Source organism: Sphaerisporangium dianthi, from assembly GCF_042654065.1.
GTDB lineage: Bacteria > Actinomycetota > Actinomycetes > Streptosporangiales > Streptosporangiaceae > Sphaerisporangium > Sphaerisporangium dianthi.
Map to the genome: position 1 here is coordinate 370590 of NZ_JBHSFP010000003.1, position 12445 is coordinate 383034.

Here is a 12445-nt window from a genome sequence, read left to right on the forward strand (position 1 = left end):
AAAAGAGCTGTGATTGACTTGCCCGATGGGTCGACGACCAGCTTCCACGCTTGCCAGCAGCGGTGAGGTGCTCCACCTCATCCGCACCGGCGAGGCCGTGACCAGGGCCGACATCGGCAGGATCACCGGCCTCTCCCGCCCCGCCGTGGCGCTGCGGGTGGCGGGCCTGCTCGACCACGGCCTGGTCGTGGAGCACACCGACGGTCCCTCCACCGGAGGCCGCCCGCCGGCCCGGCTCGCCTTCGACGCCTCCGGAGGCGTCGTCCTGGTCGCCTCGCTCGGCGCCAGCCGCACGCAGATCGCCCTTTGCGACCTGGCAGGCCGCGAGCTGGCCCGCACCGACCTGCGGATCGACGTCGAGCGCGGCCCCGATGTCGTGCTGCCCCTGCTGATGGACGTGTGGGCCGACCTGCTCGAAGGCCGCCCGATGTCGGCGGTCAAAGGCGCCGGCCTCGGCGTCCCGGCCACCGTCGAGTTCGCGGCGGGACGCACCGAGAGCGCCCGCGTCATGGCCGGCTGGACCGGCGTGGTGATCCCCCCGCTGATCTCCGCGCGCTTTCCCGTGCCGGTCTTCGTGGACAACGACGTCAACGTCATCGCGATGGGCGAGTACCGCGAGGCGTACGCCCGCGAGGTCTCCGACCTGCTGTTCGTCAAGGTCTCGACCCGCATCGGCGCCGGGGTGATCGCCGGGGGGCAGATCCTGCGCGGGGCGCTCGGCGCGGCGGGGGAGATCGGCCACATCCCCGTCCGCGACGGCGGCGGAGTGCTGTGCCGGTGCGGCAACGTCGACTGCGTCGACTCGGTGGCCAGCGGCACCGCGATCCTGCGCGATCTGCGGGCGTGCGGCCGCGACGTCCACTCGCTGTCCGACGTCGTCGCGCTGGTTCGCACGGGGGACGCCGAGACGATGACCGTGGTGCGCAGGGCGGGGCGGCTGCTCGGCGAGGTGGTCGCGAGCGCGGTCAACCTGCTCAACCCGGCGGTGGTGGTGCTCGGCGGCGACGTCGCCGAGCGCTTCCAGCCGCTGGTGTCGGGGGTGCGCGAGGTCGTCTACCGGCGCTCGACGGCGCTGTCCACCCGCAGCCTGCGCATAGAGCGCAGCCGGCTCGGCCCGAGCGCGGGCATCACCGGCTGCGCCCTCATGGTGATCGACCACATCCTGGCGCCCGAGGCGGTCGACGCCGCCATCGACGCCGCGGCCGGAGCGGCCGGCGTGGCGGGCGGCGCGATCAGCGCGGGCACAGCAGCCGGCTCAGAGCTCGCTCCAGCGCCGGCGGGCCGTCGACCGGCGACGGCCACGGGAAGCGGATGAGCGTCGGGTCGGCGAGGCCCGAGCGCACCGTGGCGCCATAGCGGTCCAGCTCCCACAGCCACGGCTCGGGCGCCGGTTCGCCCACCAGTGACTCGACGGCCCGGCCGAGCTGCTCGCGGTGCGCCTCGTTGACGTGGCGCAGCATGCGCTCGGCGGCGTCGTGGACCGGGTCGGGCCCGGCGGCGAGATACTGCTCGGCGTCGAGCATCCCCGACTCCTGGCCGGTCAGGTAGATCACGTAGCCGACGTCGACGCGGAACAGGCGCGGCCCGGCGGGGTCGCCTTCCACGGCCGCGAACAGCGCCTCGTCTGGGCACCGGCCGGCCACGGCCACGGCGGCCTCCCGCAGGTCCGCGGGCGGCACCGCCTGAGCCCACCCCTGGACCTTCAGCAGCCCGCGCGGGTGCTCGACGCCGGCCAGCGTCCGGGACGCTGACAGGTCGACGGTCACCACGACGTCGTCCGCGGCGGGGAGTCCGTGCAAGGGCTCGCCGGGCCTGACCAGCAGCAGCGGCCGGCCGGTGCCGTCGACACCGCCCCTGGCCGGGCCCGCCGAGCCGTCGATGGAGACGTGGGTCGGCGCGGCGGCGTGGGCGAGACCGCGGACGCGTTCGGAGATCGGGGGCACCTTCACATGCATGACATCGGCTCCTGAGGTCGGGCGGGCGGCGTCGAGCGGGAGTGGCGCCGGCGCCACCCGTCTGGCTAAGGTTAGGCTTCCCTTAGTAAGGCTTACCTAACCACAGCGAGGTCCACGTGCGCTACACCGGTCCCAAAGTGCGGCTGTCCCGCCGCGCCGGCGTCCCCCTCACCAGGAAGGCGGTGCGTTATCTGGAGGCGCGGCCGTACCCGCCGGGCGAGCACGGCCGCAAGACCAGCCGCCGCGCCGCGGGCGACTACAGCCTGCGCCGGATGGAGAAGCAGAAGCTCCGCTGGTACTACGACGTCTCCGAACGGCAGATGCGCAGATACTGGAGCCTCGCGCTGCGCCGCCCCGGGCGCTCGGGCGCCGAGCTGGTCACGCTGCTGGAGACCCGCCTCGCCTCCCTCGTCCTGCGGGCCGGCCTCGCCCCGTCGATCTACGCGGCCCGCCAGTACGTCAACCACGGCCACATCACCGTCGACGGGCGCAAGGTCGACATCCCCAGCTACCTGGTGCGGCCCGGCCAGACCGTCGCCGTGCGGGCGAGGTCACGCGCCATGCAGCCGTTCGTGGCCGCGGCCGAGGGTCTGTACGCCGAGGAGGTCACCGCGCCGTACCTCGCGGTCGACCTGAACGAGCTGAGTTTCACGCTGCTCGCCGCGCCGGAGCGCGCGCAGATCCGCGTCCCGGTCGACGAGCAGCTCGTCGTCGAGCACTACTCCCGCTGACCCCGCCCCCGGGCGGGTTCCTAACGCAGGGTGGCCGCGTCCTCGCGGGCGGGGAGCACCTCGTCCGCCGGGACGGCCACGACGCCGGGAAGGGCCTCGCGGAGCGCCGCGATCTCGGCGCGCAGCGCGGCCAGCTCGGCGGCCACATCCGCGCCGCCGTCGCCCGCGCCCGGGCCATGCCCCGTGCCCGTGCCGGGGCCCGCCTCGCCGGAGCGGACGGCGACGGCGGGGCCGGCCGCCTCGCCGTCCTGCTCCCGCTCCCGCTGGTGTTCCTCCTCCATCGCGCTCACCACCACCGCGATGAACAGGTTCAGCACGACGAACGTGCAGATCAGCACGAACACCACGAAGAACACCCATGACGACGGATGCTGCTCCATGATCCGCCGGTTGATGTCCGACCAGCCGTCGCCGGTCATCGTCTGGAACAGCGTGAACAGCGACGTCGGCAGGTCGCCGAAATACTCGGGGGCGGTCGCGCCGTACAACTTCGTGGCCATCACCGACGCCACGTAGAGCACGAGCCCCAGCAGCACGGCGATCGACGTCATGCCCGGGACGGCGGTGAGCAGGGCCGCCACCACGCGCCGCAGGCTCGGCACCACCGAGATCAGCCGCAGCGCCCGCATGATGCGCAGTGCGCGCAGCACCGACAGCCCGCCCGCCGTGGGCAGGAACGACACGACCACGATCACCGTGTCGAACAGGTTCCACGGGTCGAGCACGAACCGCGCCCGGTAGACGTACACCTTCGCCAGCAGCTCGGCGACGAACACGTACAGCGCGGCGTGGTCGACCACGTGCAGCAGGGCGCCGTAGGACGCCGTCGCCTCGGCGGAGGTCTCCACCCCCAGGGTCGCCGCGTTGACCACGATGACGCTGATGATCGCGCGCTGGAACCACGTGGATTCGAGGACATGACGGACACGATCCCGCATGAGGGTGAGCACTCCAGGAGCCGGGCGACGAGGATGCGCAAGATCCTAGAGTCTGCGCGGACACTCCCGTGCCCGGGTCGCCGTCCACGTCCGGAATCACGGCGCGCCCCGCTTCGCCGCTTCTTGGAATGATCTGGGAACCGTGGCGTTGGCCCCGCGGAGAACGGCACGTGGCGGGCGGCGGCGGCGCGGCCGGCCCCCGCGGCGCGCGCCCGCCTCACAGAGACCTCCCAGAACCTCCCCGGACCCCTTCAGGCGGATGGCCCAGGCTCTCCGCCATGAGGTGCCACCACGCGAAGGGAGATCGATGATCGAGGTAACGGGACTCAGCAAGCGCTACGGCCCCGTGACGGCGGTGGACGGGCTGACGTTCGACGTCAGGCCGGGCGCCGTCACCGGCTTCCTCGGCCCGAACGGGGCGGGCAAGACGACCACGATGCGCATGATCCTGGGGCTCGACACGCCGAGCGGCGGCCACGCCCGGGTGCTCGGCGCCCGGTACGCCGACCTGCCGGAGCCGATGCGCGCGGTAGGCGCGCTGCTCGACGCCGGAGCCGTGCACCCGCGCAGGAGCGCCCGCGACCATCTGACGTGCCTCGCGCTGAACGCCCGGATATCCCGGGGGCGCGTCGAGGAGGTGCTCCGGCTCACCGGGCTGGCGCCGGTGGCGCGGCGCGCGGCCGGGACGTTCTCCCTCGGCATGAGCCAGCGCCTGGGGATCGCCGCCGCGCTGCTCGGCGACCCGGCCGTGCTCGTCTTCGACGAGCCGGTGAACGGACTCGACCCCGAGGGCATCGTGTGGATCCGCACGCTGATGCGCGAGCTGGCCGCCGAGGGGCGCACGGTCCTGGTGTCCAGCCACCTGATGGCCGAGATGGCGCTCACCGCCGACCACCTGATCGTCATCGGGCGCGGCCGGCTGATCGCCGACGTCGCCGCCGACGCCTTTGTGCGGTCCGGCGAGGTCCGCGTCCGCACCCCCGGCGCCGAGGAGTTCGCCCGTGCTCTGAGCGCGTCCGGGGCCGCCGTGCGGCCGGACGCCCCCGACGGCCTGCTCGTGAGCGGGATGGCGGCCGAGGACATCGGCCGGATGGCGGCGGCCGCGAGCGTGACCCTGTACGAGCTCACGCCGCTGCGGACCTCACTGGAGGAGGCGTTCATGGAGCTGACACGCGACGACGTCGAGTACGGGGCGGCACGGTGAGCGGGCCGCTGCGGGACGGCGCGGTGACCGTGGGAGGCGCGATGGGCGGGCGCCGGGATCCCGGTGCGGCGGCCGGAGGAGGTGCGGTGGGAGGCGGTGCGGCGGGAGGGCGGCAGCGATTCGGTGACGTGCTGAGGTCGGAGTGGGCCAAGGCGCGCACCATGCGGTCCACCTGGTACACCATGCTCGCCATCGTGGTGGTCGGCGCGCTGTTCGGCGCCCTGTTCGCGGGCGCGGGGGCCCGGGAGTACGCGACGGCGACGGCGGCCGGACGCGCGGAGTTCGATCCCTTCGGCATGACCTTCCGCGCCCTGTTCTTCCTGCAGCTCATCGTCGGATACCTGGGGATGCGCACCGTGACGGGCGAATACGGGGTGCGGACCCTGCCTGCGGGTCTCGTCGCCGTGCCGCGGCGCGGCCGCATGCTGGCCGCGAAGGCGGTGGTCTGCTCGGCCATGGCCTTCGTCGCCGGCGAGGCGGCGGCGCTGGCGGTCTACCTCACCGGCAGGGCGGTGCTGACGGCCCAGGCGGTGCCCGCCTACGACGTGGGGCAGCCGGGCGTGGCGCGGGCGATGGTGGGTGTGGGGATCCTCATGGCGACGATGAGCCTGTTCGGGCTCGCGCTCGGGTTCCTCCTGCGGGCCACCTCCGCCGGGCTCACGGTCCTGGTCGTCGTCACCGCGCTGATACCGGCGATGGCGCCCGTCTTCCCCGCCTGGCTGGCGTCCTTCGTGGTGAAGTACTGGCCGGCGCAGGCGGGAGGGCGGCTGGTGAGCGTGCGCGAACAGCCCGGCCTCCTGGCACCCTGGACCGGGTATGCGGTGTTCTGCGGGTACGTCGCCGTCGCCCTGCTCGCCGCCTTCGCCGCCTTCCGGAGGCGGGACGCCTGACGCCCGCCGCCACCGGCGAGCGGCGCGGTGGCGGCGCGGCGGCCGGTCCGTGGAGACAGGAGGCGGAGATGGAGCGGGATGGGCGGGCGCCGGGCGACCGGCGGCGAGAGCGGCTGCTGGTCGTCGACGACGAGCCCACGGTGCGCGAGCTGCTGTCGGCGACCCTGCGCTTCGCGGGCTTCGCCGTCACCTCGGCCGCCACCGGGGCCGAGGCCCTCGACGCGGCGCGGGACCAGCCGCCCGATCTGGTGCTCCTCGATGTGATGTTGCCCGATCTGGATGGGTTCGAGGTCGTGCGGCGGCTGCGCGACCTCGTCCGGCCGCCGGTCCCCGTCCTGTTCCTCACCGCCCGCGACTCCCCGGCCGACAAGGTGACCGGTCTGACGCTCGGCGGGGACGACTACGTCACCAAGCCGTTCGACCTGGAGGAGCTGATCGCGCGCATCAGGGCGATACTGCGCCGCACCGGTTCGCCCGGCGCCCACACGCTGGTCATCGGCGACCTGGAGGTCGACCCGGAGGGGCACCACGTCACGCGGGCGGGGCGGCCCGTACGGCTGTCGCCCACCGAGTTCCGGCTGCTGTGCTACCTGGCGGCGAACGCGGGGAGGGTCGTGTCCAAGGCACGCATCCTGGACCACGTGTGGCAGTACGACTTCGCCGGAGACGCGAGCATCGTCGACACCTATGTCAGCTACCTGCGCCGCAAGCTCGACTCCGCCGGCCCCAAGCTGCTCCACACCATCCACGGGGTGGGCTACGTGCTCCGCGAGCCCCGATGACGCCCGCACGCGTGCGCCGCGGCCGCCGCCCCTCCGCCGCGCGGGCGGCGGAGGCCCTGTGAGCGCGCCGGGCCGGCTCGGGCGGATGTCGCTGCGCGCCCGGCTGCTGCTCATCACCAGCGCCCTGCTCGCGGTCGGGCTCGTGCTCGGAGGGTCCATCGTGATCGGCCTGCTCCGCGCCAACCTGGTCGACCGCGTCGACCGCCAGTTGCGCGCGCTCGCCGGCCTGGCCGCGATCCTGCCGGCGGGTCTCCCCGCGGGACTTCCAGGCGCGGGCACGGGCCAGGGCGGGTCCGGGGCCGTGGGCGGGCGGGCGCTCGCCGCCGGCTTCGACCTGATCACCGAGATCTACGTCGCCGACCTCGCCGGCGACGGCACGGTCAGGAGCGGCACCCGTGTTCCGGGCGGCCCGGCGGCCGGCGGGCCCGTTCTGCCGGTTCTGGACGCCGCGGCGGTCGCGCGGCACGGACGGCGTCCGTTCGAGGCCGGCAGCCTGGACGGCACCCGGCGATGGCGCGTGGTCGCCGTGCCGCGCGCGGCGGCGCGGACACCCGGGGGAGCCGTGCCGTCCGGGGGAGCGGCGCCGCCGGGGGGCGGCGCCGTCGTCGTGGCCGCGTCGCTCGACGCCGTCTCGGCCACCGTCGGGCGGCTGCGCGCGGCCTTCCTCCTGACCGGGGCGGCATTGCTGGCCCTGCTCACGTTGTGCGGCTGGTTCGCGATCCGGGCGGGGCTCCGCCCGCTGCGCCGCATCGAGGACACCGCGGCCGCCATCGCCTCGGGAGACCTGACCCGGCGGGTTCCCGACGCCGCCGGGCCGGCCACCGAGATCGGCCGCCTCTCCGCCTCTCTCAACGGCATGCTCGCCCAGATCGAGCGGGCCTTCGCCGCGCGGGCCGACTCCGAGGCGCGCCTGCGGCGGCTCGTCGCCGACGTCGGCCACGAGCTGCGCACCCCGCTGTTCGGCATCAAAGGGTTCTCCGAGCTGTACCGGATGGGAGGCCTCAGCGACGTCGGGCCGGCGATGGCCCGCATCGAGAGCGAGGCCGGACGCCTGGCCGGCCTCGTCGACGACCTGCTGCTGCTCGCACGGCTGGACGAGGGCGGGGATGCGCTGCCCCTCGACCTGGCGCCGATGGACCTGCGGACCCTGGCCGCCGACGCGCGCCTGGACCTCAGGGCGCTCGCCCCCGACCGGCCCGTCGAACTGACCGGTCCCGGGGGCGGCGCGCCCGCCTCGGCGCCGGTGCTCGGCGACGAGGCGCGCCTGCGCCAGGTGGTGAGCAACCTGGTCGGCAACGTCGTCGCGCACACGCCGGCCGGCAGCCGCGTGCGCGTCGGCGTGGGAACCGCCGGCGCCGAGGCGGTGCTGGTGATCGAGGACGACGGGCCGGGCCTGACCCCCGAACAGGCCGTCCGGGCGTTCGACCGGTTCTACCGCGCGGACGCCTCGCGGAGCAGGTCGGGTAGCGGAGGGGCGGGCCTCGGCCTCGCCATCGCGCGGTCGCTGGCGGCGGCGCACGGCGGCCGCGTCACCCTGCGCACCACCCCCGGCCACGGTGCGGCGTTCACGCTTGCGTTGCCCCTCGCCCGCTGAGGCGCGGCGCGTTCACGCTTGCGTTGCCCCTCGCCCGCTGAGGCGCGGCGTTCACGCTTGCGCTGCCTGCTCGCCCGCCGAAGCGCCGCGCTCGGTCACCTTGCGGCCGCGCCCTCGGCATGAGCGCGCCCGTCATCGGCGCCCCGGAGACGGGCTCAGTGCGGCGGGCCGTACGGCTCGATCGGCGGGTCGGAGAACGGGCCGCCGCCCGGCGGGCCGACGCGCTGCCCGGCGTCCTCGGTCACCCTGAGCGCGTACAGGCCCTGCTCGGGATCGAGGGGCACCAGGCCGTAGGCGGTGTCGACCTCGTCCTCACTCAGCCCGAGCCGGCGCATGGCGCCCTCCAGGGTCGCCTCGGCCGGCGGCAGCTCCACGGTGACCAGGACCATGCCCTCACGCTACGCGTCTCGCCCGCTCCGGCGCACGTGACCCCCTCACGCCCGGTGGTGCTCGGCGCGGCGCCGGAGCGCCGAGATGAGCGCCCCGGTGTCGGCGATGCCGTACCCGTAGTCGTAGTCGAAGCCCACGGCGCTGCGGTCGTCGGCGGTGCGGTGCAGGAGCGTGCGCAGCTGGCTCGGGGAGATCTGCGAAGCGGGCCAGCGGGTGCGGATCGCCGCCACCAGCCCCGCCGCCACCGGGCAGGCCGCCGAGGTGCCCGAGTCGGGCACGTCGTCGCCGAACGCCTTCGACCCGGCGAAGTGCGTGTAGGTGCAGACGTCCGGCTTGCGGTCGCTGAGCCGCCCGGGGCCCTGGGAGGAGTACCCCACCCTCTCGCCGTTGGTGTCGACCCCGCCGACCGACAGGACCTGCGGGTGGGAGTTGGCGCCGACGATCGGACGGCCGGGGAAGGCGCACCTGCGGTCCTTGCATTCGGCGCCGCAGTTGCCCGCCGCGAACAGGATGTCGGCGCCCGCCTGCTCCAGGCTGCCGACGATGATGTTGAACGGGTGCGCCGCGTTGTCGGAGTAGTTGCCGGGCAGCCCCGGCGGCAGGTCCCACAGCGGGGAGAACGAGCCCCAGCTGTTGGTGACCACCAGGGCGCGGGAGGACGCGGGCTGGGCGTCCAGGAGCGTCCGCAGGTGGGCGAACGCCGCCACGGCGTCGGACAGCAGGCCGTCCATGACCGTGCCGCCCTGGCGCCGCGACAGCAGGACGGGCACGTCGATCAGCGTGGCGCGCGGCGCGGCGATGAGCGTGTCGAAGGCGCACATCGTGCCGTGGTCCACCGCGAACCCGCCCGGTCGGCCGGTGACCCCCGAAGGGTTCCAGCTGCGCTCGTGGTCGATGGCGACGTCCCTGCCGAGGTGGCCGGCCACATGGGGGACGTTGACGCCGGTGTCGCAGACGGCGAGCGCCACCCCCTCGCCGTCGTACCCCTCGGACTGCAACTCGGGCACCCGCAGCAGGCGCGCGACGTCCTGCCAGGTGCCGACGGGCGGGCTGCCGCCGCAGGTGAGGCTGGTCTCGATCAGCGGGTCGGCGTAGACGGCGACCACGTCGCGGCCCCGGCCCGGCAACAGCGCCAGGCGGGCGGAGCTCTCGTCATCGGAGATCTCGCCCCTCACCAGCACGGACGCCTCCTCCGGGGCCATGGAGAACACCAGCCGCTGGTGGAGCGACAGCGGGTCGCCGCCCGCGGAGGCGGGCAGCGCGCGGGGGAAGGCGACCGGAGTGAAGGAGTGGTCCAGCGCGACCCCCGGCAGGCCGTCGGTGACGTCCGCGGTGGTGGCGACGAGGTCGGGCGCCGCCACGGCGGCGACGACGTCGGGAGAGGGACGGAGCTGGATCAGGACCCGCATGAGGACACCACCCTGAGATCGCGAAGTGAACTCCCACCACGTTGCTGCATCCGCCACGACCCCGTCTACCAGCAGAAATACCGTGTCCTCCCGCATTAACCCCCATTTCCCCTCAACCACTTTTCCAATTTCTCCTCTCCGGACCCCGTCTCTCCCTCCGTCCCCGCTCGTCGATCCGCCGTCGCGGCCGCCGGGCGACGCGGCGGTTCGTCCCGAGGTGCAGGGGTGTGCTGGAACTGATCGCGATGGGCTGGCGCGTAAGGGTTTCGCGGAAGGGCGGGGGTTGACTACGTTGAGACCCGTGATCGCCGAGGTGGATACCCCTTCCCGTCCCGAGTCCGGGCCCGCGGGAGAGCACTGGATTCCCGTCCGTGCCAGGCTGGTGGTGGCCAGCGCCTTCATGTTGTTCCTCGAGCTGGCGCTGATCCGCTGGACCGGGTCCAACATCGTCCATCTCAGCTACTTCACCAACTTCGTGCTGCTCGGCTCGTTCCTCGGCATCGGGCTGGGCTTCCTGCGCGTCGGGCGCACCACCCGGCAGCCGTACTACTCGCCGATCGTCCTCGCGGCGCTCGTGCTGATCGTCTTCTACTTCCCGGTCACCGTGGACCGCCAGACCGAGGGCGTGCTGTACTTCACCAGCCTGTCCACCACCGGCCCCCCGGCGTGGGCGATCCTGCCGGTGGTGTTCGCGGCGGCGGCGCTGGTGCTCATGGGGCCGGCCGAGCTGGTCGGCCGGTGCTTCCCCGAGCTGCCCAGGCTGGAGGCCTACCGCTACGACCTGATCGGCAGCCTCACCGGCATCGGCATGTTCTCGCTGCTGTCGCTGGCGAGCGCGCCGCCGGTCGCGTGGGGCCTGATCGCCGCCTGCGCGTACGGCGTCCTGCTCCAGCCGCGCTCCCTGGGCCGCTACCTCGGGTTCGTCACGTTCCCCTCCCTGGTCGTCATCGCCGCCCTCGCGGTGGAGACCTTCACCGCGGGTGCGCTGTGGTCGCCGTACTACAAGGTCACCTCCCAGCAGCACTTCCTCGGCGACGTGCCCATCCTGGACATCGCGGTCAACGGCATCCCGCACCAGCAGGCCATCCCGGCCGCCGCCCGGCTGCAGTGGGAGCGCCAGTACGCGCTGCCCTACGAGCGCGCCGTGGCGGCGGGGAACCTGGACGACGTGCTCATCGTCGGCGCCGGCAGCGGCACCGACGTTGCCATCGCGCTGTCCAAGGGGGCCAAGCGGGTGGACGCGGTCGAGATCGACCCCAAGCTGAGGGAACTGGGCGGCAGGTACCACCCCGACCGGCCCTACGACGACCCGCGCGTCACCACCCACATCACCGACGGGCGCGCCTTCCTCGAGCGCATCGGCAAGAAGTACGACCTCATCCTGTTTGCCCTGCCCGACTCGCTCACCCTGGTGTCGGGCGCGAGCTCGCTGCGCCTGGAGAGCTACCTGTTCACCCAGGAGGCCATGCGCGCCGCGCACGACCACCTCAAGCCGGGCGGCGCGTTCTCGATGTACAACTACTACCGCGAGCAGTGGCTGGTCGACCGGCTCGCCTCCACGGCCCAGGCGGCCTTCGGCCACAAGCCGTGCGTCGACGAGGTCGGCTCGGGGCAGCAGGCGGTGATCACCGCGGGCGTCACCGCGGACGCCCAGCGCTGCGCCGCCGAGTGGGCCGGCGCCAAGGCCGACACCCCGCCCCCGGCCGTGGACGACCGCCCGTTCCTCTACCTGCACGGGCGCGACATCCCGTCCATCTACCTCATCGCGCTCGGCCTGATCCTGCTGGTGAGCATCGTCGCGGTGCGCGCGGTCGCCGGCCCGTTCCGCAGGATGCGCCCCTACGCCGACCTGTTCCTGCTCGGGGTGTCGTTCCTGCTGCTGGAGACCAAGAACGTCACGGGTTTCGCGCTGCTGTTCGGCACCACCTGGGTGGTCAACGCCATCGTGTTCGCCGGGGTGCTCGTGGCGGTGCTGGCCGCGGTCGAGGTGACGCGGCGCTTCCGCATGCCTCCACTGCCGGTCATGTACGCGATCCTGCTCGGCGGCCTCGTGCTGGCCGCCCTGGTGCCGAACTCCTGGCTGCTCGGCCTGCCGGTGCCGCTGCGCGTGGTGTGCGCGGTGGTGGTCGCGTTCCTGCCGATCTTCGCGGCCAACGTCGTGTTCGCCAAGCGGTTCGCCGAAACCGCGGACGCGACCGTGGCCTTCGGCGCCAACCTGCTCGGGGCCATCCTCGGCGGCTGCCTCGAGTACCTCTCTCTCGTGATCGGGTACGAGGGCCTGCTGGTCGTCGCCGGCCTGCTCTACCTGGGCGCCTTCGCCCTGCTGCCTCGGACGGCACGGGCTCTTTGACGTTCTCCCCGGCCTGAGGCGAAGGCCGGATCTGCCGCGCCGGGATCGCGCGGTGCGGGGTTGACGCCTCGCGGGCCGGGCGGTCCCGAGGGTCCTCTCTGGACCGGTGCCCGTGCCCGCCGATCATCTCTTTACCGGCGGTGGCCGGCGCGGGGTCAGGGCGGCGCGGGCCGCGCCGTCGCGGCCCGGTTCCGGGAGGTTC

The 12445-nt window shown here is 73.8% G+C and carries 11 protein-coding genes; 7 read left to right on the forward strand and 4 right to left on the reverse strand.

The annotated features are described in order from the left end of the window. Positions 1 to 25 precede the first annotated feature (25 nt). Positions 26 to 1315, forward strand: coding sequence for an ROK family transcriptional regulator (locus ACFO60_RS07650; protein WP_380838583.1), 1290 nt, complete (start codon positions 26 to 28; stop codon positions 1313 to 1315). Here the strand turns inward: ACFO60_RS07650 and ACFO60_RS07655 are convergent. Continuing rightward, the gene (locus ACFO60_RS07655; RefSeq protein ID WP_380838584.1) at positions 1233 to 1955 is read right to left on the reverse strand and encodes a DUF2470 domain-containing protein; all 723 of its coding nucleotides are present in this window, start codon (positions 1953 to 1955) and stop codon (positions 1233 to 1235) included. The two genes, ACFO60_RS07650 and ACFO60_RS07655, sit on opposite strands and share 83 nt — an antisense overlap. 116 nt (positions 1956 to 2071) lie before the next feature. Here ACFO60_RS07655 and rpsD point away from each other — a divergent pair, with 116 nt between their 5' ends. Then, positions 2072 to 2686: a 30S ribosomal protein S4 gene (rpsD, locus tag ACFO60_RS07660; protein WP_380838586.1), complete on the forward strand. Its 615-nt coding sequence runs from the start codon at positions 2072 to 2074 to the stop codon at positions 2684 to 2686. Positions 2687 to 2706: 20 nt separating this feature from the next. Here rpsD and ACFO60_RS07665 read toward each other — a convergent pair whose 3' ends face one another. After that, positions 2707 to 3624, reverse strand: a complete 918-nt coding sequence (locus ACFO60_RS07665; RefSeq protein WP_380838588.1) for an ion transporter — start codon at positions 3622 to 3624, stop codon at positions 2707 to 2709. Positions 3625 to 3931: 307 nt separating this feature from the next. On the opposite strand from ACFO60_RS07665, the gene ACFO60_RS07670 reads away from it, so the two are divergent. The 4 genes from ACFO60_RS07670 to ACFO60_RS07685 all read left to right on the forward strand — a co-directional run bounded on the left by ACFO60_RS07670 (position 3932) and on the right by ACFO60_RS07685 (position 8094). Then, positions 3932 to 4828, forward strand: a complete 897-nt coding sequence (locus ACFO60_RS07670) for an ABC transporter ATP-binding protein (protein ID WP_380838590.1) — start codon at positions 3932 to 3934, stop codon at positions 4826 to 4828. Positions 4829 to 4914: 86 nt separating this feature from the next. Continuing rightward, positions 4915 to 5718 carry an ABC transporter permease gene (locus ACFO60_RS07675; protein ID WP_380838591.1) on the forward strand — a complete coding sequence of 268 codons (804 nt, stop codon included), beginning with the start codon at positions 4915 to 4917 and terminating at the stop codon, positions 5716 to 5718. Between the two features lie 68 nt (positions 5719 to 5786). Next, positions 5787 to 6500 (forward strand): response regulator transcription factor, encoded by a 714-nt coding sequence (locus tag ACFO60_RS07680; RefSeq protein ID WP_380838593.1) that lies wholly within the window; start codon positions 5787 to 5789, stop codon positions 6498 to 6500. A 58-nt stretch (positions 6501 to 6558) separates the two neighbouring features. Further along, positions 6559 to 8094, forward strand: a complete 1536-nt coding sequence (locus ACFO60_RS07685) for a sensor histidine kinase (protein WP_380838595.1) — start codon at positions 6559 to 6561, stop codon at positions 8092 to 8094. Between the two features lie 155 nt (positions 8095 to 8249). Here the strand turns inward: ACFO60_RS07685 and ACFO60_RS07690 are convergent, their stop codons facing one another. Then, the gene (locus ACFO60_RS07690) at positions 8250 to 8483 is read right to left on the reverse strand and encodes a hypothetical protein (protein ID WP_380838596.1); all 234 of its coding nucleotides are present in this window, start codon (positions 8481 to 8483) and stop codon (positions 8250 to 8252) included. A 45-nt stretch (positions 8484 to 8528) separates the two neighbouring features. After that, positions 8529 to 9893, reverse strand: a complete 1365-nt coding sequence (locus tag ACFO60_RS07695) for a S8 family peptidase (RefSeq protein WP_380838598.1) — start codon at positions 9891 to 9893, stop codon at positions 8529 to 8531. 301 nt (positions 9894 to 10194) lie between these two features. Between ACFO60_RS07695 and ACFO60_RS07700 the strand changes: the two genes are divergently transcribed. After that, the gene (locus ACFO60_RS07700) at positions 10195 to 12243 is read left to right on the forward strand and encodes a spermidine synthase (RefSeq protein WP_380838600.1); all 2049 of its coding nucleotides are present in this window, start codon (positions 10195 to 10197) and stop codon (positions 12241 to 12243) included. Positions 12244 to 12445: the final 202 nt, after the last annotated feature.